The following is a 25,268-nucleotide window of genomic DNA, read 5'->3' on the forward strand; positions in this document are numbered from 1 at the left end:
GCTTAATATTTTATATAAAGAAATTCCTAATTTTATCGAAAATTATCAAAATATAATTTTGTCCATAAAACCGCAACTTTCAAAATTTATCAACCCGGCTGACGTAGAGATTTTGCTTAAAGAAAATTTATCTGAACTACAGAGGAATGTATTAGGTTTTTCCCAAAGCATTATCATTTATTTATCCAACATAGTTTCCAGCATCACTTTTGGTATAGTGATGGTTCCTATAATCTTATTTTACATCATGAGAGACATGTTAAAATTTAAAGAAAATTTGTATAGTTATGTATCCAAGAAAAATAAAAAGGAATTTAAGGAAGTTTTGGAGGAAATAGATCATATTGTCAGTGGTTTTATTCGTGGTCGAATAATAGTTTGCATTATTGTAGGAACCTTAATTGGTATTGGATTGTATTTCTTGAATTTAAAATTCGCCTTGATTATCGGGATTGTTAGTGGCGTGTTTAACTTTATCCCCTATTTAGGACCTATTGTGGGAGTTTTTCTGGCTTTAATTTTTGCCTTGGGTAGCCCCTGGTGGATATTGCTTGTGATCATAATTTTATTTGTTTTAGTTAATCAGCTTGAGACGATATATATTAATCCTAAAATCTTAGGCAAAGGATTAGGTTTGCATCCTTTAACGGTAATCCTATCAATGTTAATTTGTGGTCAGTTACTAGGAATATTAGGAGTATTGGTAGCCGTTCCTTTAGCAGCCATTTTGAAAGTTTTATTCTTTAGATATTTAGTTCAGGAGGGATAGAATAGGTTATATGAAAAAGATATTCTGCATCATTTTAATTACGGCTTTATTTGCGATTTTGTTCCCCCCTTCTTCCGCTTTATCTCAATCCTCAGAAATAAAGATATTAATGAACAATATACCTCTTGAAATGGTGGTTCCTTCGGTTATTGAGAATGACCGGTTATTAGTTTCCGCTCGCAATGTAGTAGAAGCTTTAGGTGGAAGAATTACCTGGTTTCCGGTTTTAAAATTAATGACCATAAATATTGACAATCATATAGCACGCTTAGTAATTGATGATCCTTTTTTGGAGATAGATGAGAAGGCAATGCCTTTAGAAATGCCAGCCAGAATTATCGACAATCGGGTAATGATACCCTTGGAAGCTATTAAACTTATTGTCAAAGTAGATATAAAATGGGATAACCAGGCTAAAATTTTATTTATAAATACCATAAGGCCTTATCTGTTAGTTGTTAGAAGTTATTCGCATCCCGATAAGACCAGGGTAGTGGTAGATCTATCGGAGAAGACAGAATTTAAAGCAGATAAATTAATAAATCCGGATAGGATATTTATTGATATTATGGGTTCTGATGTAAAATTAGAAAATACCTCCAAGCAGATTAAGATAGATGATGGAGTGATAAAAACAGTAAGAACAACTCAATTTAACCAGGAAGTTACCAGAGTAGTATTTGATCTTTACCGGGAAGCTAAATACGAGATTTTTAGCCTTAGTGAACCAGATAGAGTAGTGATTGATATTTTTAAACCAAGTGGAGGAGATGTTATTCCTCAAGAACTTCCTGTTAAACCAGAAGAAAAACCTGTGCCCGGCCTTGTGATAACCGGCAAGAGAGTAGTAATTATTGACCCGGGTCATGGCGGAAAAGATCCTGGAGCGATCGGACCTACCGGTTTAAGGGAAAGTGAAGTTACTTTAGGAATCGCCCTTTATTTGGAGAAACTATTAAAAAATGCCGGTATTCCTACCTATTTAACCAGAAATAAAGATGAATTTGTTTATTTGGAAGATAGGACCAATTTCGCCAACCAGAAGGGTGGCTTTGTATTTATAAGTTTACACGCTAATTCAGTATTAAATCATCGTCCTAGCGCTCAAGGGATAGAAACCTTTTTGTTGAGCTCCAAATATATCGGAGCTTCTGCCAGAGATGTAGCAGATAGAGAAAATAGAGCTAGCAGAACTCATCCCGAAGTAGATACCGATTTGGCTTTAATTATCGCTGATCTGGAAGAGAGTGCTAACATCAAGTATAGTTTTGATCTTGCCGAGATTATCCAGAAAAAATTAGTAGAGTATCTAAAATTAGAAGATCGGGGAATAAAACAAGCTCCCTTTATCGTATTAAAGGGAGCTAATATGGCAGCAGTAATTGTAGAAGTTGCTTTTATCTCTAACCCTCAAGAGGAAGGATTACTAAAAACCACTAAGTTTAGAGAAAATGCTGCTCAAGCCTTATTTGAGTCAATAAAGAATTATGTAGAAAATGCCCCCGATAATGGCGAGTAGGATTGATTATGTCAAAAAATAGAAAGTCGAAGAAGAAAAGAAATAACCTAAGAATTATCTTCACATTATTCATACTCTTGGTCATTGTACTTTTTGGCTATACTATATTCAATAAGTTCATTGCCCCTATCTGGCAAAAATATACAGAAAGACCGGTTATTACCAAAGAAGTCCCCTATAAGGAAGAAGAAATAAAAGAAGTTCAGCCCATACAAACCGAAGAGATGGCTGAGGTAAACCTTTACTTTTCTGATTCTCAGGCAATGTACTTACAACCCGAAAAAAGAAAAATATCTCAAACCTCTTCTTTAGCGAGACAAGTAGTCATAGAGTTGATTAAAGGTCCGGAAAGTTCCGATCTATACCCTACCATTCCCCCAGAGACTCAAGTTAATGAAGTATATATTGCCGATGAAATTGTCTATGTAGATCTATCTGAAGAAATATTTACCAATCATCCAGGAGGAAGCAGCGGTGAATTGATGACCGTCTATTCTATTGTTAATACTTTAACTGAAATTCCTTCGATTAAAGGCGTACAAATATTAGTAGAAGGAAATCAGAAAGATAGCTTAGCCGGACATGTAGACATCAGTATGCCTTTGCTTCGAGATCAGGATTGGATTAAGTCAGAAAACTAAAAGGAGCAGAATAGAAAATTAAGGAGTGATAAAGATTAATATTGCAGATTTGTCCCGGGTTTTTAGCAATAAAATTTTAATAATTGCTTTTATAGCCTGGGTGGTTAATCAGAGCTTAAAACTAATAGTCTTTTATATTTCTGAAAAAAAATGGGATATTAGGAGGATTGTCGGAGCAGGAGGGATGCCTAGCACTCATTCCGCCCTTTCTGTATGTGTAGCAGTAAGTATTGGCTTGAAAGAAGGATGGGGTTCTTCTATATTTGCTTTAGCTATCGTCCTAGCTTTTATCATTATGGCTGATGCAGCAGGAGTAAGAAGGGAGACAGGCGAGCAGGCTGTAGTATTAAATAAAATCATTTTAGAATTTTTTGAGGAAAGAAAGATCAGAGATAAGCGCTTAAAAGAATTAGTTGGACACACTCCTTTTGAAGTTATCGTAGGAGCTTTTATTGGAACTATAACCGCTTGGATATTATGCTCGGTAATTTAGACTTAGTTTGATAATATAATTCAATCTGTAGAATTTTAATTCGAGAGGTGTGGATTTGCAAATTTGGAAAAATTAAAAAAAGAGCGTTTGGATATATTACTGGTTGAAAAAGGATTTTTCCCCAGTAGAGAAAGAGCTAAAAGTGCTATTATGGCGGGAGAAGTTTCGGTGGAAGGGGAAAGAATCGATAAATCAGGGCAAAAGTTTAAGGTTGAAAGTAATATTTCAGTTAAAGAAAAAGAGACTGCCTTTGTAGGTAGAGGCGGAGAAAAATTAGAAAAAGCTCTAAAAGCTTTTAATATTAATATCAAAGGAAAAAGAGCAATTGATGTTGGCGCATCTACCGGGGGTTTTACCGATTGTCTCTTTAAGTATGGAGCTGAGAGAGTTTATTGTGTTGATGTAGGTTACGGATAGTTAGCCTGGAAACTGCAGAAAGATAGCCGCGTAGTAGTGATGGACCGAACCAACATAAGATATCTGACTACTGATAAATTCGATGACCTTTTTGAATTAGCTACCATAGATGTCTCATTTATTTCGTTGGATAAAGTTCTGCCAGCAGTATATAAATTACTTAAAGAGAAGGGAGAAGTGGTGGCATTAATTAAACCACAATTTGAAGCAGGTCGGGAGTTTATTCAAAAGGGCGGTGTAGTAAAAAAGGCAGAAGTTCATCAGTCAGTCATTGAAAAAATCTGTGAAAAAGCTCAAAAAATGGGTTTTAGTGTTCGAGGATTAACTTTTTCCCCTTTAAAAAAGACTTCGGGCAATATAGAATATTTTATTTACTTGATAAAAAATGCCGTAAAAGATAAAGCTAATAATTTCCCTCAATTTGCTGAGGAAGTGGTAAAACAAGCTCATCAAGAACTTTCTCCTAAAAAATAATATTCTATAACTTTATTTACTGATGTTTATTCTTGTAACAATCGTTAAGCTTATGATGAGTTAATTTAAAGTAAGAAATTAATGGAGTGAAGTTTTTGAATATAGACGAAAATGATATTCTAATCTTTATTTTATTTATTGGTGGAGGGATATTCTTTCTGATTCTCTATCTCAAGACTAGTAATTGGTTAAGGGTTCAAGGGTTAAGAAAGAGATTTTCTAAAAGCAGGCGGGCAGAAAAAGAAGCAGAGAAAATATTAAAAAAAAATGGATATGTGATCATAGATGCTCAAAAAAGTAAACCGCTTTTGGTAACTATTGGTGATAGGGTTCATCACTACTTGGTTCGTATAGATTATCTAGCGAGGAAGAAAGGTAAGATCTACGTAGTAGAGGTCAAAAGCGGAGAGAAAATTCCCTATATCACTAACCGGGAAACTAGAAGACAGATGTTAGAATATTACCTTGCCTACCAACCAAGCGGAATCCTTTTAATAAATATGAAAAATAAGAGTATTTCTGAAGTAAAGTTTCAGTTCGGAAGCACTATTTCTCAAAAGATAATCAAGATAGTCTATTTTTTGGCTGGTGCAATTTTTAGTTTGTTGTTATATTATTTACTTCAAGGAGGGTGGAGATGAAATTTAACAGAGTCGGTTTAGTGGTGAATTATGAAAAAGAAAAAACGCGGGAAACTGCTTGTAAAATAATAGATTGGTTAAATTCCAATAAGCTAAAAGTTTGCATTGAAGGGAATATGGGTCAGGCAATAGGAAAAAAGGAATTAAATTGTCCCGCTAATCAATTTCTTAAAGAGGTTGATTTAATTATTTCTTTGGGAGGAGACGGAACTCTGCTTAGAGCGGCTAGAATTGCTGCTAGCGAAGGCATACCTATTTTTGGAGTGAATTTGGGAGGTTTAGGATTCTTAACTCAAATTGGTATTAATGACCTGGAAAAATCTTTAGAAAAGCTATATCAAGAGAAATATTTTCTTGATGAGAGAATGATGTTAAACTGTTCAGTAGAAAGAAGAGGAAAAGAGATAAAAAAATTTACTGCCCTCAATGATGTAGTTATAGGTAAAGGAGCATTTGCGCGAATTATAGGCTTGGCTACCTATGTCAATAATAATTACGTTATTACTTATTCAGCGGATGGATTGGTCGTCTCTACCTCTACCGGTTCTACTGCTTACTCTCTTTCTGCCGGTGGGCCTATTGTAAATCCCAGCATAAACTGTATTATACTTACCCCTATCTGTCCCCATACTTTATCTGCCCGACCTTTTATTATTAGTGAAGATGATCAAGTAAAAATAACTTTAGAAGTAAGTGAAGAAGAGGTTATGGTTACTGTCGACGGACAAGAGGGTTTTGTTCTGAGGCCGAATGATGAGGTGATAATAAAAAAATCAGAAGATGAAGCTCGATTAATTACTTTCAAAGAAAAGAGTTTTTATGATATTTTACGGGAAAAATTAAGATGGAGCGGACAAATAGAATAGAATATATTTTTCTACTATGAGGTTGACAAATAGAATAAATGTTATTTCAATTAAATATAAAAAATATGGCCTTAATAAAAGAATTAAATATTGAATTTGAAGAAGGATTAAATGTTTTAACCGGAGAGACTGGAGCTGGTAAGTCAATTATCATAGAAGCGATAAATTTAATTTTGGGTGGTTTTGCCGCTCCTGAATTAATGCGAGACGGAGAAGATAGTTTAATAATAGAAGCACTCTTTCTGTTATCTCCTCAGGAAAAAGAGCTTATAAACAATTTAAATTCAAACATAGAAATTGTTGATGAACAAGGGGCTTTACTTATTGGACGAGAAGTCAACAATAAAGGACGAAATAAATGCTTGATTAATCAACGGTTGATAAATTTATCCACACTTCAAGAGATAGGTACATTTTTGGTTGATTTACACGGACAACATAATCATCAATCTATTCTGGATCCGACTAAACATATTGAACTAATAGATAATCTGGGAGGAGATAAAATTATGAAAGACAGAAAGGAATTATTGGATCATTATAGAAGATGGCGGGAAAAAAGTAAAATGTTATTTAAGTTATTGAAAGATAAAGAAGAAAATACAAAAAAAATAGATTTTCTGAAATTTCAGTTAGAAGAGATAGATAAAACGGCTTTGGTGAAAGATGAAGATAAGGCCTTAGAAGATGAAGAGATGATTTTAAAGAATGCAGAAAAAATTATTAATACCATGGAAAAAGTCAATTTTATTCTCAACGAAGGCGGGATGGAGCAATCTTCAGTAAGAGATTCCTTAAAAGAAGTTTCTATAGATTTTGGAGAAATTGCTTCCCTTGACCGGCGAATTGAAAAGATAAGAGAAAATTTAAAAGTAGTAGACTATCAATTTGAGGATATTGTAAATGAAATTGTAAAATACAAAGATGAAATTAATTTAGACAGCCAAAGATTAAAAGAAGTGGAGAGTAGATTAAACCTGATTAATAATTTAAAGAGTAAATACGGCTCTACCATAGAAGAAATATTGGAATATCGCCAAAAAATATATCAGGAGTTAGAAGCCATTGATTACAGTGAAGACAAATTAGAAAAGTTAAAAGAAGAAATTAATGTTTTGGAGGATATCATTTCCACAATTTCTCGCCGGCTAAATATCTATCGGAGAAAGATAGCCGAGGATTTAGAGAAATTAGTGGTAAGGGAATTAGAAGATCTAAATATGAAAAGATGTCAGTTTGAAGTGTCTATTAATACTTACGAGGATGATAACGGAATAGAAATAGATGGTAAGAAATATAAGATAGGTCCAAAAGGAATGGATGATGTTGAGTTTATGATTTCTCCCAATGTGGGAGAGAAGTTGCGTTCTTTGGCTCGAATTGTATCGGGGGGAGAAGTTTCGAGGATTATGTTGGCTTTAAAATCAATACTTTCAGAAGTAGATCAAGTTCCAACGCTAATCTTTGATGAAATTGACAGCGGGGTAGGTGCACGCTTGGGCGAGGTAATTGCACAAAAGCTGAAGGCGCTTTCTAAAAAAAGACAAGTAGTTTGCGTAACTCATCTACCTCAGATAGCCTGCAGAGCAGAGAAACATTTCTATATTGAAAAATATATCTTAAATAATCAAACAAATATAAGATTAAAAGAAATGGAAGGCGAAGAGCGGATCAAAGAGATTGCTCGCATGTTAGATGGAAATCAAATGAGCGAAATTACTATTCAGCATGCTCAAAAGATGTTAGAAAGATAGTAGAGCAATAAGTAATGAGTGATAAGATTATATTTATATATGTGTAAAAATAATTTATTAATTATATATTACTCAGCAGGTAATTTGTTGGCTGACTGGTAAACTGGTAACTAATTACTATCGACTAATTCAATTGGTAAATTGACCAATCGGCTAATTGGTCAATTACCACTAGGTTGTTAATTTATGGAAGAAAAAAATATTTTAAATAAAGATAAATGGCAACAAGAAATCGCCACACAAAAAGAGATTCAAAGCACCTTAAAAGCAATTATCCATGCTACCGATGATGCTATTTCAGTTGTAGACGAAAAGGGGTTGCACACGATTATTAATCCTGCTTATACCAGGCTTACGGGTTTGACAGAAGAAGATGTTTTAGGAAAACCGCCTACTATCGATATTGCTGATGAAGGTGAAAGCATGCATTTAAAAGTGTTAAGAACCAAGAAATCGGTACACGGAGTTAGAATGCGCGTTGGACCTAATCGTAAAGAAGTAATTGTAAATGTTGCACCGGTTGTAGTAGAGGGAGTCTTGAAAGGAAGTGTGGCAGTCATACATGATGTTTCGGAAATTGAATACTTAAATAGAGAGTTAAAGAGGATTAAGCAAAGAGTTAGACATTTAGAATCAAAATACACCTTTGAAGATATAGTGGGAAAAAGCAGGGGAATGATTATCGCTAAAGAACAAGCCAGGAAAGCTGCTTACACTCCCGCGACCGTTTTGCTGCAAGGAGAAAGCGGTACCGGAAAAGAACTTTTTGCTCACGCTATACATCATGTAAGCAAAAGAAAGAATCAGCAATTTATTCGAGTAAACTGTTCTGCTTTAGTAGATACTTTATTAGAGAGTGAACTATTTGGTTATGAGGGAGGTTCCTTTACCGGTGCTAAAAAAACCGGAAAGAAAGGACTGTTTGAAGAAGCCGACAAGGGGACTATTTTTTTGGATGAAATTGGAGTGATGAGCTTGAATCTGCAGGCTAAATTATTGAGAGTGCTTCAAGAAAAAGAAATTATTCGAGTAGGAGGAAGAAATCCGGTTAATGTGGATGTTAGGATAATCTCAGCAACCAATATTGATTTAAAAAACGCTGTTAAAGAAGGAAGGTTTAGAGATGATCTTTATTACCGGTTATATGTTATACCCATCTATATTCCTCCTTTAAGGGAACGAAAAGAAGATATGCCCCTCTTGGTCAATAATTTATTAAGAAAATTTAATCAAGATTTCGGCAGAAATATAAAAGGAATTTCAACCGAAGCCATCAATATATTAGGTGATTATTCCTGGCCGGGAAATGTAAGAGAATTGGAAAATGTAATTGAAAGAGCAGTAATCAACATGAGATTAAGCGAAGAATTAATCTTGCCTAAGCATATTCCTTTTTTAAATGAATTAAATACACCAGGAATATTGGAAGAAAGACCATCTGTAAGTTTTGAATCTGATAATTTGATTTATAATAATTTGGATAAAAATGACTTAGAAAAGATTAAAAATGATACGGAAAGGATAGCTCTACTGCAAGCTTTGAAATCTGCCAAGGGAGACAGTCCGATAGCTGCAAAAAAGTTGGGAATCAGCTTGAGAAGTTTTTATTATAAAATAAAAAAGCATAATATTAAAAAGATATATGAATACAAGTAAACACTAATTTACTGGTTTTCCAACTCACCCATTGAATTGGTAATGGATACAAAGTATCAGGCCTTAGGAATATGGCATATCAAGCCTCAAAATAATCATATTTTTTATTCTTTCTTCTTATCTGTTAATCAAATTATCGGTCAGCAAAATAATGTTAAACGGAATAGGAAGTGAACTTCATGCTGGAAATTACCTCTATCTAATAGAATCATTGAAATTTTATTATATGAAATGCAATAAATTGCATAATAATGCAAAGAATATAACAATAAGTTATCATTAATTATTTTTCAAAGATTACTTTTTTTCAATCATGGTAAGTTATCTTCTATTTTTCTTGGGTCAATTGGCACAAAAATTGCTACAACATATAAGAGGGAGCTATATATGACAAAGAAATTTAAAATATTAGTAATAAATCCGGGTTCAACTTCTACTGCCATTGCTCTATTTGAAGATGATAAGTTATTAGATAAAGAGACAATAAGACATAGTACGAAAGAATTGTCTGTGTACATAAAAATATTTGATCAACACAAGTTTAGAGAAGAAATAATTATTAATTTCTTAAAGAAAAAGAAAATCGATACCAATCATTTAGATGCTATAGTTGGAAGAGGAGGGGTACTAAAACCTGTAAAAAGTGGAACTTATAGAATAAATAAATTAATGCTGGAAGATTTAAAGGAGAGACCAAGAATAGAACATGCTTCAAATTTAGGAGCGGCAATTGCTTATGACTTGGCTCAATCAATAAAAGTCCCGGCTTTTATTGTTGATTCAGTTGCAGTTGATGAATTGGACTCTGTCGCTCGAATTTCCGGAATGTCTGATATTGAAAGAGAAAGTTTGTCTCATGTACTTAGCTTAAAAGCAGCAGCTAGAAAAATGGCTAAAGAGTTGGAAAAATCTTACCAAGACCTGAACTTGATAGTTGTTCATTTGGGAGGAGGAATTTCGGTAAGTGCTCATTGTAAGGGGAGAATGATAGATGTGAATAATGCCAGTGCCGAAGGACCGTTTACTCCCGAAAGAACTGGAGGATTACCTAGTGCAGAATTAGTCAAGCTATGTTATGCTCAAAAATATACTCTTCGCGAAATGCTTAAAAAGCTTATTGGAAGGGGTGGATTAGTAGATTATCTCGGAACAAATAATTTGTTAGAAGTGGAAGAAAGAATAGTTAAAGGAGATAAAGAAGCTGAATTAATATATCAAGCTATGGCATACCAGGTAGCCAAAGAGATAGGAGCGATGGCAGCAGTATTAAAAGGAAAAGTCGACGCTATTGTTATTACTGGAAATGGAGCAAAAGATAAGGGAGCATTAGGCAAAACTTTTGTGAACTGGATAAAAGAAAGGGTAAACTTTATAGCATCTGTTACAATATATCCGGAATCTGATGAGATGTTAGCCTTAGCCTTAGGGGCAATTAAAGTATTAAAAGGGGAAGAAGAAGCCTGGGAATATGTCTAATTTAGAAAGTAAAAAAATAAAAGGAGAGAAGATAATGATGATAAAAACAGAGGAGTTTTATTCTATTTTAGCTTCCAGAATGAAAGCTTCAGCTATTCGCGAGATTTTGAAATTAGTTCAAAATCCAGAAGTTATATCTTTAGCAGGGGGAATGCCCGATCCTATAACCTTCCCGGTAGAAGATATAAAGAATATCACCCAGAAAGTATTAAATAAAAATAGCGCTAAAGCTTTACAATATAGCAGTACCGAAGGATTCCCCGAACTAAGAAAATGCATTTTAGAACATTTAGCTAAAGATGGCAATCATGGAAAATTGGAAAATATAATTATTAGTTCTGGATCACAACAGGGATTAGATTTAGTGGGCAAAGTTTTTTTAAGTCCCGGAGATATAGCGATAGTAGAATTGCCAAGCTACTTAGCTGCTTTAAACGCCTTTCATAGTTATGGGGGAGAATTAATAGGTATACCTATGGATGATGAAGGTATGCAAATGGATATATTGGAAGAAAAACTTGCTTGTCTTAAAAAAGAAGGTAAAAAAGTGAAGTTTATATATACAATCTCCAATTTTCAAAATCCTGCAGGAGTGACTATGTCCCTGGCTCGACGAAGGAAGTTAATTGAAATTGCGCATAAATTTAATCTATTTATTGTAGAAGATAATCCTTATGAAAAACTCAGATTTGAAGGAGAATCAATTCCCTCTATCTATTCTTTGGAAGAAAATGGTTCGGTTATTAGCTTAGGTACTTTTTCCAAGATATTATGTCCGGGGTTGCGATTAGCCTGGATTTTGGGCAATAAAGATATAATAGGAAAGATTACTATACTAAAGCAATCAACCGATCTATGTACCAGTATCTTAAGCCAATTAATTGCTTATGAGTATTGCCAAATGGGCAAAATAGAAGAAAATATCAAATCTAATATTAAAATTTACAAGAAAAAAAGAGATGCAATGATAAATGCTTTGAAAAAACATTTTCCAAAAAAGGCAACCTGGACTGAACCACATGGTGGATTTTTTATTGTGGCTACTTTGCCGGATTACATAGATACCGGAGAGATGTTTAAAGAGGCGATTGAAGAGAAAGTAGCTTATGTTCCCGGCGGTCCATTTTTTGCGGATGGAAAAGGCCAAAACACTATGCGGCTGTCTTTTTGTTATCCCAGTGAAAAAGATATTGATGAGGGAATTAAAAGATTAGGGAAAGTAATTAAAAAGAGAATTAAGTATTAAATTTTCAAAATCTTTGGAGAATGGGACAATTGGTGAATTGAAGAATTGAAGAATTGGCTAATTGCTAAATTTCTAATAAAGAGGTGAAGGGCAAAAATGTTAAAATCTTTTGATGAGGTTCTAAAAAGAGCTAAGGATTATGGTCCAAAAAAAATGGCAGTGGCTTCTGCGGGAGCAGAAGATGTATTAAAAGCAGTAGAAGCTGCTCGAAAAGAAGGATTAACCGATTCAATATTGGTCGGTGACGAAAATGAAATAATTCAAGTAGCTGAAAAATTGAAGATAGACCTTACAAGTTATGAAATAATTGATAAACCGGATAAAACAGAAACTGCACGATATGCGGTGGAATTGGTCCGAAATAAAAAAGCCTCTATATTAATGAAAGGCATGATGGGAACAGCAAGACTTTTACAGGCTGTTTTGGATAAAGAAATTGGTTTACGGACTAACCGATTGCTTAGCCATGTTTATACTCTGGAAATTAAAAATTACAAGCGTTTGCTTACTATGACTGATGGAGCCATGAGTATCAGTCCAGATTTAAAACAAAAAGCCCAAATAATCCAAAATGCTATTTATTATGCGCATTCATTGGGAATCGAGAAACCAAAAGTAGCAGTTGTTACAGCTATTGAATTAGTGAATCCTGATATGCCGGCAACTATCGATGCTGCTTGCTTGGCTAAAATGAGCGAGAGAGGACAGATTGTGGGTGGAGTAGTAGATGGACCATTGGGCTTTGATAATGCAATTTCTAAGGAAGCGGCAGAGCATAAGGGAATTGAAAGCCCGGTTTCCGGTGAGGTAGATATTGTAATGGTACCAAATATCGAATCAGGAAATATCTTTGCCAAAGGCTTGGTTTATTTAGCTCAAGCAGTACCTGCAGGATTGCTTTTAGGGGCAAAAGCTCCCGTGGTATTGGTTTCTCGATCAGATAGTGCGCAATCAAAATTATATTCCATTGCCTTAGGTGTATTAATGGGTGAAATGGGTGAGATTTGAAATGACTCCTTAGTTTTATGAGGTGATTTAAGAATGAGTAGAGATTATAAAATATTAGTGATAAATCCTGGCTCTACTTCCACCAAAGTAGCAGTATTTTCTAACGAGCAATTGTTATTCGAAAAGAAGATTGAACATGACAGCAAAGAATTATCAAATTTTAACAAGATTATTGACCAGTATCATTTTCGACAAGATATTATCTCAAATTTTTTAAAGGAAAAGGGAATTAATCTTTCTACTCTTAATGCAGTAGTGGGAAGAGGAGGATTATTAAAGCCTGTTGCCAGCGGAACTTATAAAATTAATGAAAAGATGTTAGCAGATCTCCGTAGAGGTGCAAGGGGTGAGCACGCTTCCAATTTGGGGGGATTACTTGCCTACGGAATTGCTGAAAATTTATCTATTCCTTCTTATATAGTCGATCCGGTAGTCGTGGATGAGATGAAACCGATTGCCAGAATTTCTGGGATGCCGGAAATTCCCCGAATTAGCATTCTTCATGCTTTAAATCAAAAAGCAGTAGCTCGAAAAGCAGCATTAGATTTAGGTAAAAAGTATGAGAAGTCCAATTTTATTATTGCCCATTTAGGTGGAGGAATTTCTGTGGGAGTTCATTGCAAAGGAAAAGTTATCGATGTCAATAATGCTCTTAATGGAGAAGGGCCCTTTACCCCAGAAAGAAGTGGTGGAGTGCCCGTTGGTGGCCTGGTGGAACTTTGTTTTTCCGAAAAATTTACCAGAGATGAAATAATGAAAAAGATAAAAGGAAAAGGCGGATTAGTAGCTTATTTAAATACCAATGATGTTAGAGAAGTTGTAAAGATGATCAAAGGGGGAGACAAGAGAGCAAAACTAATTTTAGAAGCTATGGCTTATCAAGTAGCTAAAGAAATCGGAGCAGGAGCTACGGTATTGAAAGGCCAGATAGATGCTATTATTTTAACCGGAGGAATTGCTTACAATAATGAATTTGTTGATATGGTAAGAGATAGAGTTAGTTTTTTATCTTTGGTTATGGTATATCCCGGTGAAGAAGAGATGCTATCCTTATGTGAAGGAGTTTTAAGGGTTTTTAAAGGAGAAGAGGTGAAAAAAATATATTGAGTAAAAGAATAAAGATATTTGTCGGAAGCTTTGGAAGTGGAAAAACAGAAGTGGCCATTAATTATTCAATAAATTGCAGGAAAAGTTACGAGAAGATTGCAATTGTAGATTTAGATATTGTTAATCCTTATTTTAGAACCCGGGAAGCAAAAGATACCTTAAGTTCTCAAGATATAAAAGTAATCGCTCCAGCAGGTGAGATGACTTATGCTGATTTACCCCTAATCTCTCCTGAAATAAAAGGTTTAATCCAAAATCCAGATTATTGTTTAATACTTGATGTTGGTGGAGATGATGTAGGAGCAGTAGTTTTGGGTAATTTCAGCAGTTTCATTAAAGAATTAGATTATGAAATGCTGTTAGTTGTAAATTCTTTTCGACCTTTTACGCAAAGTGTTCCACAAATTATGGAGATAGTTCGGGATATTGAAAATACCTCTCGATTAAAAATTAACGGAATAGTAAGCAATCCTAATTTAAGTAGTCAAACCGATGAAAAAGTTATTAAAAAAGGACATGTTATAGTAAAACAAGCTGCTCAAAAATTAGAGGTGCCGATAAAATTTATCTGCTTAGAGAAACGATTTTCTCAAAAAATAAAGCAGGAATGTTTTGAAGAACCAATATTTTATATAAAACGGTTTATGCACTTACCCTGGGATTAAATTTTAAAAAAGGAAGGAGAAAATAATATGGCAAAAATTGTAATTGATGAGGAAAGATGCAAGGGGTGCGAATTATGTATTACAGCTTGTCCTAAACATATTATCGTTATGGCAGAATATTTTAATAAAAAGGGCTATCATCCTGCTAAACAGATTAAAGTGGAGGAATGTACCGGATGTGCTTTTTGTGCATTAACTTGTCCGGATGTGGCTATTGAAGTGTATAAATAAATTTGTTATTAGTTTCAAATACAAAACACAAGAGATACTATTAGAATTCTTAATTACTATTATTTTTCCAACTAAAGATTTTTAACCTATTAAGTGCAGTTCCACTAAATAAGGGTTATAGAAAGTTATATAAAGAGGAAATTTCTATTTAGTTAAATTATTGTTAAGGAGGCTAAAGATGGAAGAAAAAATGTTAATGAAAGGGAATGAAGCCATAGGAGAAGCAGCGATCCGTGCAGGATGCCATTTTTATTTTGGTTACCCGATTACCCCTCAAAGCGAATTAACTGCTTATATGGCCAAAAAATTACCCAAAATTAAGAATTCAGCTTTTATTCAAGCTGAAAGTGAATTGGCAGCGATCAACATGGTTTACGGAGCTGCCGCTACAGGAGTAAGAGCCATGACTTCATCCTCAAGCCCGGGAATAAGCTTGAAGCAAGAAGGAATTTCTTATATCGCCTGTGCCGAATTACCCTGTGTAATAGTTAATATGCAAAGAGGAGGACCAGGATTAGGAAGTATTCAACCTGGGCAAGCTGATTATTTTCAAGCTACCAAAGGAGGAGGCCACGGAGATTATCACCTGATTGTACTGGCACCTTCTTCCGTACAAGAATTGGTAGATTTAACCATGGATGCTTTTGATTTAGCTGACAAATATACCAATCCGGCTATGATATTAGGAGATGGGTTGATAGGACAAATGATGGAATCTGTGGAGTTTAAGGAAAGAAAAAAGATTAATTTGCCAGATAAAGAAGGATGGACTTTAACCGGATGTAAAGGAAGGGAAAAAAAATATATTGTTCCTTTTAATCTGGATCCTTATAAAATGGAAACCTTAAATTTTAAAATTCAAGATAAATATAATAAATTAAAAGAAAAAGAAGTGAGATACGAAAAGCTTAATTTAGATCATGCTGATTTAATAGTAGTTGCATATGGTACAGTAGCCCGGATCGTAAAAACCGTTATTAGTAATGCAAAGAAAGAGGGAATTAATATCGGATTAATTAGGCCAATTACTTTATTTCCTTTTCCGGAAAAGATAATTGCCGAGATTTCTGAAAAGGTAAGTAAGTTTTTAGTAGTAGAGATGAGCATGGGACAAATGCTAGAAGATGTTAAATTAGCCGTAAATGGTAAAGCAAAAGTCAATTTTTATGGAAGAGCAGGAGGAGTCATTCCGACACAAAGTGAAATATTGACTGAAATAAAGAAATATTTAAAATAGATTAATTATGTTTTAGAATATATTACGGAGGTGTGTAATAATATCATGAAGAAAGTTTTTGAAAGTCCCAAATCTTTAACCAAAGAGCCTTTTACTTATTGTCCGGGATGTCACCATGGTATCGCTCATCGGTTGGTCGCGGAAGTTATAGATGAATTTGGACTAAGAGAAAAAACCATAGGAGTATGTCCGGTAGGTTGTTCGGTATTTGCCTATGTTTTTTTTGATTGCGACATGATTTGTGCAGCACACGGGAGAGCACCCGCTGTAGCTACCGGAATGAAAAGGGCAAAACCAGATTCTATTGTATTTACTTATCAGGGAGATGGTGATTTAGCCTCAATTGGTACAGCAGAAATAGTACATACTGCTAATCGTGGTGAGAATATTACAGTTATATTTATCAATAATGCTATCTATGGGATGACCGGCGGACAGATGGCACCTACTACTTTAGTGGGGCAGATAACCCAGACCTCTCCTTATGGCAGAGATCCTAAAACTATGGGATATCCCATAAAAGTAGCGGAAATGTTATCCACTCTAAAAGGAGTTGCTTATATTTCTCGGGTAGCTTTATCCAAGCCCGCTTACGTATTAAAAGCAAAAAAAGCAATAAGAAAAGCTTTCCAATCACAGATAGAAGGAAAAGGTTTTTCATTGGTAGAAATTTTATCTACCTGTCCTACTAACTGGGGTTTAAGTCCAGTAGAAGCAAATAAGTGGTTAGAGGAAAATATGATCCCTTATTACCCATTGGGAGAATTTAAAACTCCCGAGGAGGTGTCTTGAATGTTAGAAAGGATAATTATTTCAGGATTTGGTGGCCAAGGAATCATGTTAATAGGCAGATTGTTAGCTTATGCCGGAATGATTGAAGGTAAAAAAGTTGCCTGGATGCCTTCTTACGGGCCAGAGATGAGAGGAGGAACAGCCAATTGTACTGTATTAATTTCATCTGAAGAAATTGGTTCTCCCATCGTCTCTCATCCCAAAATATTAATTGCCATGAATCAACCTTCTTTAGATAAATTCGAATCAAAGGTAAGCAAAGGTGGATTAATCATCTTGAATGCTTCATTAATAGAACACGAAATAAAAAGAGATGATGTTAAAGTAATAAAAATTCCTGCAGATGAAATTGCTGATAAGTTGGGAAATTCGAGGGCAGCTAATATGGTAATTTTGGGTGCTTATGTCGAACAGTCAAGGATTGTAAAGATGGATACTATATTTAAAGCTTTAGAGAAAGCTCTGGTTGGACGCAACCAAACGCTATTAGAAATAAACAAAGAAGCTTTAAAACAAGGGGCAAAATTAGCCAAAAGTTGATTGAATTCCTCTATATCTTAAAAATAGTAAGGATAAAAACTTTTATAAATTTAGAATAAGGGGCGGATTTATCTGCCTCTTATTTTGTTGGCATCCTTTTAAAGGGCTCGATAAATCGGACGTAAAAGGTCATAATTCTTTTATAATATCCAAATTTGTGATAGACTTTTGTGAAGGAAAAGGATTCCCACTCCATTTTTTTTAAACTGAACAAATAAAATCTCAATATTTTCTAATAATTTCTATATACAATATACAATATATTAAAATAGAGCATAAGTAGTTCAATATACAATCAAATAATTAAAGGGGATAATTTATGATTAATAAAGAAAGATTAGTAAATAGTTTCATGGAATTAGTTAAGATAAGCAGCGTTTCCAGGGAGGAGAGGAATCTGGCAGACTTTTTAGTAGAAAAATTAGAAAATTTAGGATTAGAAGTTAAGGTTGATCAAGCGGGTGAGAAGGTAAAATCTAATAGCGGCAATATAATAGCTCGTTTAAGGGGAAATGTGGAAAAAGCTATTCCGATTATGTTTTCTGCTCATATGGATACAGTTATTCCGGGGAAAAATATCAAACCTGTTTGCGATGGGGAAAAGATATTTAGCAGAGGGAAAACAATTTTAGGTGCAGATGACAAGGCGGCAATAGCAGCTTTATTAGAAGCGTTACATATTATTAAGGAGAAAAAAATATCCTGTGGTGATATAGAAATTGTATTTTCTATCTGCGAAGAAGTAGGGTTAGAAGGTGCAAAAAATTTAGACATATCCAGCTTAGATGCTCGCATGGCTTTTGTTTTGGATTGTGGAGGACCGGTAGGAGAGATTATCAGTTCGGCTCCTTCTCAAAATTCTATTGAGATCATTATTTATGGAAAAGCTTCTCATGCCGGCTCGAATCCCGAAGAAGGAATTAATGCCATACAGGTAGCCGGATTTGCCCTTTCCCGAATGAAATTAGGGCGAATAGATGACGAAACTACTGCCAATATCGGAATTATTTCTGGTGGAAAAGCTACAAATATTATTCCTGATGAAGTTATATTAAAAGGAGAAATTAGAAGTAGAAACGAAGAGAAGTTAGAAACGCATACCAAGAAATTAAAACAGACAGTTAAAGATACTGCTCGAGAATTTAAAGCGAAAGCGGTGATAAAGATTAAGAAGGAGTACTCTTGCTATAATTTTTCTATCCATGACCAGATAGTCAAGATCGCAATGAAGGCGGCAAAAGATCTAGGGTTGGAACCGGCATTACGTCCCAGCGGAGGTGGGAGCGATGCCAATATATTTAATAAAAAAGGTTTTCCCTCTCTCGATTTAGCGATAGGGATGGAGAAGGTGCATACAGTGGATGAATATATTCTAGTAAAAAATTTGAAAATGACCGTAGAATATATTTTATCTATTATCAATACAATATCTTCCGGAGAAAATTTAAATGAATAAGGATGATTCTTTAAAAAAAGTAATTTTATCTTCCAACTATATTTATCAGGGAAAAATTATTAAACTTCGTAAGGATAGAGTAAAACTGCCTGATGGCATGGAAACGGAAAGGGAAATAGTGGAACACCCTGGAGCTGTAGCCATATTAGCTATGACCGATGATCAGAAACTGGTAATGATCAGACAATTCAGGGAACCAGCAAATGAAGTTTTATGGGAACTACCGGCAGGAACAGTAGAAAAAGGAGAAGATTTAATTAAATGTGCTAAAAGAGAATTGGAAGAAGAAACCGGGTATCATCCTCGAAAAATCGAAAAACTAATATCTTTTTTCTCTTCCCCGGGTTTTTGTAATGAAAGACTCACTTTGTTTTTGGCAGAGGATTTAGAAGAAAGAAGCAAGAATGAAGATGCTGATGAATTCATTCAAGTTAAGAATTTACAAATATCTGAAGTAATAAAAATGATAAAGAGAAATATTATCAAAGATGCTAAAACGATTATCGGAATACTTTATTTAGTTTTGAGTAGTAAATATGGGGAACAAGTAATAGGTAATGACTAACCCGATCAAATTTCTAAAATAATACTTATCTTGCTGGTTAGCGCATAAGTAAACAAAAGGTAAAAATAAATAGAGAAAACCCCAAGCCAGGAATTAAAAAAAATTTTATTATTATGAAGAACGAAGTGACAAGCAATCTTAAAATAACACAGATCAAATAGCGAATAATATAAGAGTGTCATTTACCGAATCTACAAGGGACAAAAGATGAAACAATATTTTATGGATTTGCATGTGCATATTGGTAGAAGCAAAAGCGGGGCTCCTGTAAAAATAACTGCTTCTAGAGATTTAACCTTTGCTAACATTGCCCGAGAATGTAAGTTTAGAAAGGGGATTGACATTGTAGGTATCGTAGATTGTGCTTCACCGGAAGTACTTGATGATATTTCTCAGTTACTTAAGAGTGGAGAGATGAAATCCTTAAAAGAAGGCGGTTTAATTTATCAGGACCAAGTCACTATTATTTTAGGTTCAGAAATTGAAACCAAAGAAAAAAACGGGGGAAATTCCCATCAAATAGCTTATTTCCCTTATTTTGAAGATATCAAGGAATTTAGTAAAGCGCTATCCCTACTGGTTACCAATGTGAGTTTAAGCAGTCAAAATTGTAAAATTAATGCCCAGGAAGCATTTCAAATAATAGATCGAATTGGAGGGATTCTAATCCCAGCACATGCCTTTACTCCCCATAAAAGCATTTATGGTAACTGTGTTCGAAGATTATCGGAAATGTTCACTCGATCTACTCTTAAAAAGATTCCTGCCATAGAATTGGGATTAAGCGCAGATACAAAGATTGCTGACCATTTAAAAGAATTAAGTGCTTATACTTTTTTAACCAATTCGGATGCACATTCTTTACCCAAGATTGGTCGAGAATATAATATTGTGGAATTGGAGAAGGCGAATTTTAAAGAAATGCTTTTATCTTTACAGAGAAAGGAAGGAAGAAGGATTATTGCTAATTATGGTCTTGACCCTAAATTAGGCAGGTATCATCGAACTTTTTGTGAGATTTGTAATAATACAGCAACTAACAATCCCCCGGTTTATAAATGTGAAAAATGTGGAAGCGAAAAAATAGTAAAAGGTGTTTTTGATCGGATTGTGGAAATTGGAGATCAGCAACAGTCCATTTCTCCTTCTCATCGTCCACCTTATTATCACCAGGTTCCCTTGGAATTTGTACCTGGTATAGGCAAGAAAACCCTGAATAAATTATTTGCTTACTTTGGTACTGAAATGAATATCTTGCACCAAGCTTCTTATCAAGAAATTAGCCAGGTAGTAGGATTTGAAATTGCTCAGAATATAATTTTAGCCAGAAAAGGACTTTTAAAATTAAGTTCAGGCGGCGGCGGGAGGTATGGAAAAGTTAAAAACATAGAAAAAAATATTAAAGAAGAAAATTTACGGTTAAATTTTTAGTCTTAATTTCTGATTTTTTTCCTTATAAAATATAAAGTAAGTTTTGGCTTAGACTAGTTGATTTATATTAAAAATAATCAACTAGTATTTTTTTTAAAATATTTTTTTAAAAAAAAGAGGAAAATAAAAACTTATGTAGAATATATTAATACAAAGGTAAATTAAAGAGCTGTTAGCGAATAGTATGATTAACTATATATAACGATGATAATTTGAAGGTGATTTATAGTTGAGATTTTCCCCTGATTTACTAGAAGAAATAAGGAATCGTTGCGATATTGTTGATGTCATTTCAGGATATGTACACTTAAAACCAGCCGGGAAAGCATTTAAAGGTTTATGTCCTTTTCATGGAGAGAAGACCCCTTCTTTTATGGTTAGTCCCGAAAAACAGTTATTTCATTGTTTTGGATGTGGAGAAGGGGGCAATATTTTCAATTTTCTTATGAAATTTGAGAAAATTAGTTTTTTTGAAGCAGTGGAGAAGTTAGCTAAAAGATCAGGTGTATCTCTCCCCGAAGATGAAGAAAAAGAAAATCTACTTTACCGGAAAAAAGAAAGGCTATACAAACTAAATTCTCTAGTTACAAATTACTACCGGGAATGTCTACTTAGAACTGATCAAGGGAAAAAAATAATAAATTACTTAAAAAAAAGAGGAATTAACGATATCAGCGTCGAAAAGTATAAATTAGGTTATGCTCCTTTCAGCTGGGATGCCTTAACTAACTTTTTAAGGAAAAAAGGATATACCTATGAAGAACTTATCAAGGCCGGGCTAATAAAAAAAAGTAAAATAGAAGGAAAATATATCGATTATTTCAGAAATAGGATAATTTTTCCTATTTTTCATTTATCAGGAAAGGTAATAGGTTTTGGAGGCAGGGTTTTAGACGATTCTTTGCCCAAGTATATTAATTCTCCGGAAACGCCGGTCTATAACAAGGGGAGTCATTTATACAATTTACACTATGCCAAGGAAGAGGTTCGGAGAAAAAATTACATAATTATAGTAGAAGGTTATACCGATGTTTTAATAACGCAGCAATACAAATTTAATAATGTGGTAGCATCTCTGGGAACAGCTTTAACCACCAAGCAGATTGATTTAATAAAACGGTTTACTGACAAGGTGTTGATTGCTTATGATGCTGATTCTGCCGGAAATATGGCAACTTTAAGAAGTTTGGATTTGTTGATACAGGCTGGCCTTGAAATTAAAGTATTAGCTTTGCCTCAAAGTTATGACCCGGCTGATTTTTTGATTAAAAAAGGAACAAAGCCTTTTCAAAATTTAATTGATAGGTCGCTTTCCTTAATAAATTATAAGTTAAAGCTTTTATATACTGATTATAATATTAAAACCATAGAGGGAAAAGTAAAAATTATTAAGGGAATTTTACCTACCCTGAGCGTAATAGGCAATGAGGTTGAACTAAGGGAGCAGGTAAAAAAGATTTCCGAAGAATTAAAATTATCAGAAGAAGCAATCTTGATCGAACTAAAAAAATATAAAAAAGGATCAAAAGACTCCTCTAACAATTTCATTAAATTAAATTCTGAAGCTGGGCATATTAAAGCAGAAAAAATTCTTATCGGATGCATGTTGGAAAATACACAAATTGCTCAAGATATTCTAAAAAAATTGACACCAAAAGATTTTTCAATTCTCTTACATCGTAAAATTGTAACAGCAATTGAAAAAAAACTAAAAGAAGATAATATGGTGAATTCTCAAAAAGTTATTGACTTTTTAAGTGATAATGAGGCAGCAAAATTAATTTCCAGGATTTTAATGGAAGAAACTATAACTTTTAACGATAAGATAATCTCTGGATATATAAATACGATTAATAGTTTTAAGTTGATCAAAGAGAGGGAAAATCTGGAAAAAAGAGCAAAAATTCTCGATGAAAAGATAAAAAAATCTGAAACAATAGAAGAAGATGATTTGAAAGAATTACAAGAGATTGTCCGTCAATTGAAAATTCAAAATATTAAATAATGTTTTATATTTATAATTTTGCAAATATAAAATTTTATGTTAAGAAGGAAGGCTTGATAATGGGGAAGAAGAAGATAATCGAAGATTTAATCAAAGAAGGAAAAGAGCAAGGCTATTTAACTTACAAGGAACTAGAGAAATATTTAGCAGATGATATTTTAGATCTGAGTAAAGTAGAAGATTTATATGATATTTTAAGTGAATCCGGAATTGATTTAGTTGAAACCGAGGAAGAGGGTAATTTGTTAGCCAAGGATAAAGATATTGAAGAGAAACACAAAAAACTCCACCCCTCTAAAACTAAATTAGATTTAGAAATGGAATTAGCTAAACAATTAGAACTAGATGATCCAGTAAAAATGTATTTAAAGGAGATAGGACAGATAAGATTATTAACTGCTAAACAAGAGGTAGAATTAGCCAAAAGAATGCAAAATGGTGATCACGAAGCCAAGAAAAGATTGGTAGAGTCAAATTTAAGATTAGTAGTAAGTATTGCTAAAAGATATGTGGGCAGAGGAATGTTATTTTTAGACCTTATTCAGGAAGGCAATATGGGTTTAATCAGGGCAGTAGAGAAATTTGACTACAGAAAAGGATATAAATTTAGTACCTATGCTACTTGGTGGATCAGACAAGCCATTACCAGAGCCATAGCAGATCAAGCTAGGACTATTCGTGTTCCGGTTCACATGGTTGAAACTATTAATAAATTGATCAGGGTATCACGTCATCTTTTACAGGAATTGGGAAGAGAGCCGACTGTTAAGGAAATAGCTGAAAATATGGAAATTACCGAAGATAAAGTAAGGGAAATATTAAAAACAGCCCAGGAGCCCGTTTCTTTAGAAACCCCAATTGGGAAAGAAGAAGACAGTCACTTAGGAGATTTCATTGAGGATAAGGATTCACCAGCTCCTCCTAAAATTGCTACTTATACTCTTTTAAAAGAGCAATTAGATAATGTCTTAGAGACTTTGACATACCGAGAAAAGAGGGTTTTGGAATTGAGGTTTGGTATTGCAACCGGACATCCTCATACCTTAGAAGAAGTTGGTAAAGAGTTCGGAGTGACCAGAGAAAGAATTCGTCAAATAGAGGCTAAAGCATTAAGAAAGCTACGACATCCCAGTAGAAGCAAAAAACTTAAAGATTATTTAGAATAAAAATAAAAAATTGCTTTTAAAATCATAAATATAATCAAAAAATATCCTTTTAATTAAATAAAAATGTTGACTGAACATGATTTTTTAAGTATAATTACATGAAAATATTCCTCGGTAGCTCAACGGTGGAGCATCCGGCTGTTAACCGGAGGGTTGTAGGTTCGAATCCTACCCGGGGAGCCAGACCATTCCCAGCCCTTTAGCCTTTTGCTGAAGGGCTTTTTTCTTTAGAAAAAGAAGGATTTTTAAAAGATTTGTCGTATTGGAAATATAGAAAGATTTGAAAACTAGATTACAAATAATTAAAAAATGAAATATTTACCTTTTTTTATTTGTAAATGAGGTTCTGGTTAATTAAAAAGAAACAAGGTTTTTCGTAATAATTTAAGATGAGGTGTAATTATGGGAAAAAATATACCTTCAAAACAATCAGAATTTATTGTACCAAAAAATTTCCTTCTTGTGTTTATTCAAAAATAAGTTCTATTATGTATACTCAAAATCAAAAATATCCCCAGTCAGTTTCAGAATTTTCATATGCTTGGATGGCAGTTAAGTATCGTTTTTGCAGTTGTTTTGAGAGTAATAAAAATTTTACTAAATCGGTTAAAAAATTTGGAGATGGACCGCCTCCATTTGAAAGATATATTCAGGAAAAAGAATTATTTCATTTCTTTATCAATGGTTATTCAACCCTTGATTGTTTTGGTTATGCTTTATACATGGTTGCTTCTATTATAAAGCCAGCCTCATTTCCTGTTGAACCTCCTAAATTAAAACATATTTATTTTTTAAATACTTGTGAGAAATTTAACTCAATAGAAAATAGTTTTCAGAATGATAGAATAAAAGATGAATTAAATTTGGTAAAAGATTCAGAAACATTTGAAGATTGGAAAACAATAAGACAGGCTCTGATTCATAGAATATCACCAGGTAGAACATTCCACCGAACAGTAGGAAGTATTAGACAGAGAGGAAAAACTACTTGGAATATAGATAATAAAACTTTTGATATTGATGAATGTTTTACCAGTTCTAGATTATCTTGGTTAGAAGACAGCCTAATTAATCTTTTGGATGCTGTGCTAAATTTTACTTCTAAATCAATAC

23 protein-coding genes, 1 tRNA gene and 1 pseudogene are annotated in these 25,268 nt (G+C 33.8%); all 25 read left to right on the forward strand.

The features are described 5' to 3' along the window. Positions 1-769, forward strand: a 769-nt coding sequence (locus ENO17_04105; protein ID HER24218.1) for an AI-2E family transporter, incomplete at its 5' end; no start/stop codon positions are given. A gap of 10 nt (positions 770-779) precedes the next feature. Continuing rightward, entirely contained in the window at positions 780-2,288 is a 1,509-nt protein-coding gene (locus tag ENO17_04110) for an AMIN domain-containing protein (protein ID HER24219.1), read from the forward strand. 8 nt (positions 2,289-2,296) lie between these two features. Continuing rightward, positions 2,297-2,929, forward strand: a complete 633-nt coding sequence (locus tag ENO17_04115; GenBank protein HER24220.1) for a sporulation protein — start codon at positions 2,297-2,299, stop codon at positions 2,927-2,929. A gap of 25 nt (positions 2,930-2,954) precedes the next feature. Continuing rightward, on the forward strand, positions 2,955-3,422 hold the full coding sequence (locus ENO17_04120) for a divergent PAP2 family protein (GenBank protein HER24221.1): 468 nt from the start codon (positions 2,955-2,957) through the stop codon (positions 3,420-3,422). Between the two features lie 63 nt (positions 3,423-3,485). Continuing rightward, positions 3,486-4,313, forward strand: a pseudogene (locus tag ENO17_04125) (TlyA family RNA methyltransferase). Positions 4,314-4,408: 95 nt separating this feature from the next. Further along, positions 4,409-4,954, forward strand: a complete 546-nt coding sequence (locus ENO17_04130) for a hypothetical protein (GenBank protein HER24222.1) — start codon at positions 4,409-4,411, stop codon at positions 4,952-4,954. Continuing rightward, positions 4,951-5,820: an NAD(+) kinase gene (locus ENO17_04135; protein ID HER24223.1), complete on the forward strand. Its 870-nt coding sequence runs from the start codon at positions 4,951-4,953 to the stop codon at positions 5,818-5,820. Before ENO17_04130 ends, ENO17_04135 begins: the two co-directional genes overlap by 4 nt. Before the next feature lie 38 nt (positions 5,821-5,858). Continuing rightward, entirely contained in the window at positions 5,859-7,574 is a 1,716-nt protein-coding gene (recN, locus tag ENO17_04140; protein HER24224.1) for a DNA repair protein RecN, read from the forward strand. Positions 7,575-7,760: 186 nt separating this feature from the next. After that, entirely contained in the window at positions 7,761-9,230 is a 1,470-nt protein-coding gene (locus ENO17_04145) for a PAS domain S-box protein (GenBank protein ID HER24225.1), read from the forward strand. A gap of 387 nt (positions 9,231-9,617) precedes the next feature. Next, positions 9,618-10,706, forward strand: a complete 1,089-nt coding sequence (buk, locus tag ENO17_04150) for a butyrate kinase (protein HER24226.1) — start codon at positions 9,618-9,620, stop codon at positions 10,704-10,706. 34 nt (positions 10,707-10,740) lie between these two features. Beyond that, complete coding sequence (locus tag ENO17_04155; GenBank protein ID HER24227.1) at positions 10,741-11,952, forward strand: PLP-dependent aminotransferase family protein; 1,212 nt, start codon at positions 10,741-10,743, stop codon at positions 11,950-11,952. Between the two features lie 96 nt (positions 11,953-12,048). Then, positions 12,049-12,960, forward strand: coding sequence for a phosphate butyryltransferase (locus ENO17_04160; protein ID HER24228.1), 912 nt, complete (start codon positions 12,049-12,051; stop codon positions 12,958-12,960). A 33-nt stretch (positions 12,961-12,993) separates the two neighbouring features. Beyond that, complete coding sequence (gene buk / locus ENO17_04165) at positions 12,994-14,067, forward strand: butyrate kinase (protein HER24229.1); 1,074 nt, start codon at positions 12,994-12,996, stop codon at positions 14,065-14,067. Further along, positions 14,064-14,732: a hypothetical protein gene (locus ENO17_04170; protein HER24230.1), complete on the forward strand. Its 669-nt coding sequence runs from the start codon at positions 14,064-14,066 to the stop codon at positions 14,730-14,732. Before buk (ENO17_04165) ends, ENO17_04170 begins: the two co-directional genes overlap by 4 nt. Before the next feature lie 27 nt (positions 14,733-14,759). Further along, complete coding sequence (locus ENO17_04175) at positions 14,760-14,963, forward strand: 4Fe-4S dicluster domain-containing protein (GenBank protein ID HER24231.1); 204 nt, start codon at positions 14,760-14,762, stop codon at positions 14,961-14,963. Between the two features lie 178 nt (positions 14,964-15,141). After that, positions 15,142-16,200 (forward strand): 3-methyl-2-oxobutanoate dehydrogenase subunit VorB, encoded by a 1,059-nt coding sequence (gene vorB, locus ENO17_04180; GenBank protein ID HER24232.1) that lies wholly within the window; start codon positions 15,142-15,144, stop codon positions 16,198-16,200. Between the two features lie 45 nt (positions 16,201-16,245). Next, positions 16,246-16,992 (forward strand): 2-oxoglutarate oxidoreductase, encoded by a 747-nt coding sequence (locus ENO17_04185; protein HER24233.1) that lies wholly within the window; start codon positions 16,246-16,248, stop codon positions 16,990-16,992. After that, on the forward strand, positions 16,993-17,532 hold the full coding sequence (locus ENO17_04190) for a 2-oxoacid:ferredoxin oxidoreductase subunit gamma (protein ID HER24234.1): 540 nt from the start codon (positions 16,993-16,995) through the stop codon (positions 17,530-17,532). Between the two features lie 319 nt (positions 17,533-17,851). Then, on the forward strand, positions 17,852-18,988 hold the full coding sequence (locus tag ENO17_04195) for a M20/M25/M40 family metallo-hydrolase (GenBank protein ID HER24235.1): 1,137 nt from the start codon (positions 17,852-17,854) through the stop codon (positions 18,986-18,988). Continuing rightward, positions 18,981-19,553: an NUDIX hydrolase gene (locus ENO17_04200; GenBank protein HER24236.1), complete on the forward strand. Its 573-nt coding sequence runs from the start codon at positions 18,981-18,983 to the stop codon at positions 19,551-19,553. The genes ENO17_04195 and ENO17_04200 overlap by 8 nt, the downstream gene beginning before the upstream one ends. A 207-nt stretch (positions 19,554-19,760) precedes the next feature. Next, positions 19,761-20,984 carry a TIGR00375 family protein gene (locus tag ENO17_04205; protein HER24237.1) on the forward strand — a complete coding sequence of 408 codons (1,224 nt, stop codon included), beginning with the start codon at positions 19,761-19,763 and terminating at the stop codon, positions 20,982-20,984. Positions 20,985-21,213: 229 nt separating this feature from the next. Beyond that, the gene (locus tag ENO17_04210) at positions 21,214-22,989 is read left to right on the forward strand and encodes a DNA primase (protein HER24238.1); all 1,776 of its coding nucleotides are present in this window, start codon (positions 21,214-21,216) and stop codon (positions 22,987-22,989) included. A 59-nt stretch (positions 22,990-23,048) separates the two neighbouring features. Then, positions 23,049-24,155: an RNA polymerase sigma factor RpoD gene (gene rpoD / locus ENO17_04215; protein HER24239.1), complete on the forward strand. Its 1,107-nt coding sequence runs from the start codon at positions 23,049-23,051 to the stop codon at positions 24,153-24,155. A gap of 108 nt (positions 24,156-24,263) precedes the next feature. Next, positions 24,264-24,338 (forward strand) — tRNA-Asn (locus ENO17_04220). A 305-nt stretch (positions 24,339-24,643) separates the two neighbouring features. Further along, a partial coding sequence (locus ENO17_04225; protein ID HER24240.1) for a hypothetical protein occupies positions 24,644-25,268 on the forward strand: 625 nt, incomplete at its 3' end.

It is taken from the genome of Candidatus Atribacteria bacterium (assembly GCA_011056645.1).
Lineage (GTDB): Bacteria > Atribacterota > Phoenicimicrobiia > Phoenicimicrobiales > Phoenicimicrobiaceae > Sediminicultor > Sediminicultor quartus.

Coding starts and splice junctions, on each gene's coding strand:
- ENO17_04195 (HER24235.1), top strand. CDS start 17,852: ATGATTAATAAAGAAAGATTAGTAAATAGTTTCATGGAATTAGTTAAG.
- rpoD (HER24239.1), top strand. CDS start 23,049: ATGGGGAAGAAGAAGATAATCGAAGATTTAATCAAAGAAGGAAAAGAG.
- ENO17_04200 (HER24236.1), top strand. CDS start 18,981: ATGAATAAGGATGATTCTTTAAAAAAAGTAATTTTATCTTCCAACTAT.
- ENO17_04155 (HER24227.1), top strand. CDS start 10,741: ATGATGATAAAAACAGAGGAGTTTTATTCTATTTTAGCTTCCAGAATG.
- ENO17_04190 (HER24234.1), top strand. CDS start 16,993: ATGTTAGAAAGGATAATTATTTCAGGATTTGGTGGCCAAGGAATCATG.
- vorB (HER24232.1), top strand. CDS start 15,142: ATGGAAGAAAAAATGTTAATGAAAGGGAATGAAGCCATAGGAGAAGCA.
- ENO17_04160 (HER24228.1), top strand. CDS start 12,049: ATGTTAAAATCTTTTGATGAGGTTCTAAAAAGAGCTAAGGATTATGGT.
- ENO17_04135 (HER24223.1), top strand. CDS start 4,951: ATGAAATTTAACAGAGTCGGTTTAGTGGTGAATTATGAAAAAGAAAAA.
- buk (HER24229.1), top strand. CDS start 12,994: ATGAGTAGAGATTATAAAATATTAGTGATAAATCCTGGCTCTACTTCC.
- ENO17_04205 (HER24237.1), top strand. CDS start 19,761: ATGAAACAATATTTTATGGATTTGCATGTGCATATTGGTAGAAGCAAA.
- ENO17_04115 (HER24220.1), top strand. CDS start 2,297: ATGTCAAAAAATAGAAAGTCGAAGAAGAAAAGAAATAACCTAAGAATT.
- ENO17_04175 (HER24231.1), top strand. CDS start 14,760: ATGGCAAAAATTGTAATTGATGAGGAAAGATGCAAGGGGTGCGAATTA.
- ENO17_04185 (HER24233.1), top strand. CDS start 16,246: ATGAAGAAAGTTTTTGAAAGTCCCAAATCTTTAACCAAAGAGCCTTTT.
- ENO17_04110 (HER24219.1), top strand. CDS start 780: ATGAAAAAGATATTCTGCATCATTTTAATTACGGCTTTATTTGCGATT.
- buk (HER24226.1), top strand. CDS start 9,618: ATGACAAAGAAATTTAAAATATTAGTAATAAATCCGGGTTCAACTTCT.
- recN (HER24224.1), top strand. CDS start 5,859: ATGTTATTTCAATTAAATATAAAAAATATGGCCTTAATAAAAGAATTA.
- ENO17_04145 (HER24225.1), top strand. CDS start 7,761: ATGGAAGAAAAAAATATTTTAAATAAAGATAAATGGCAACAAGAAATC.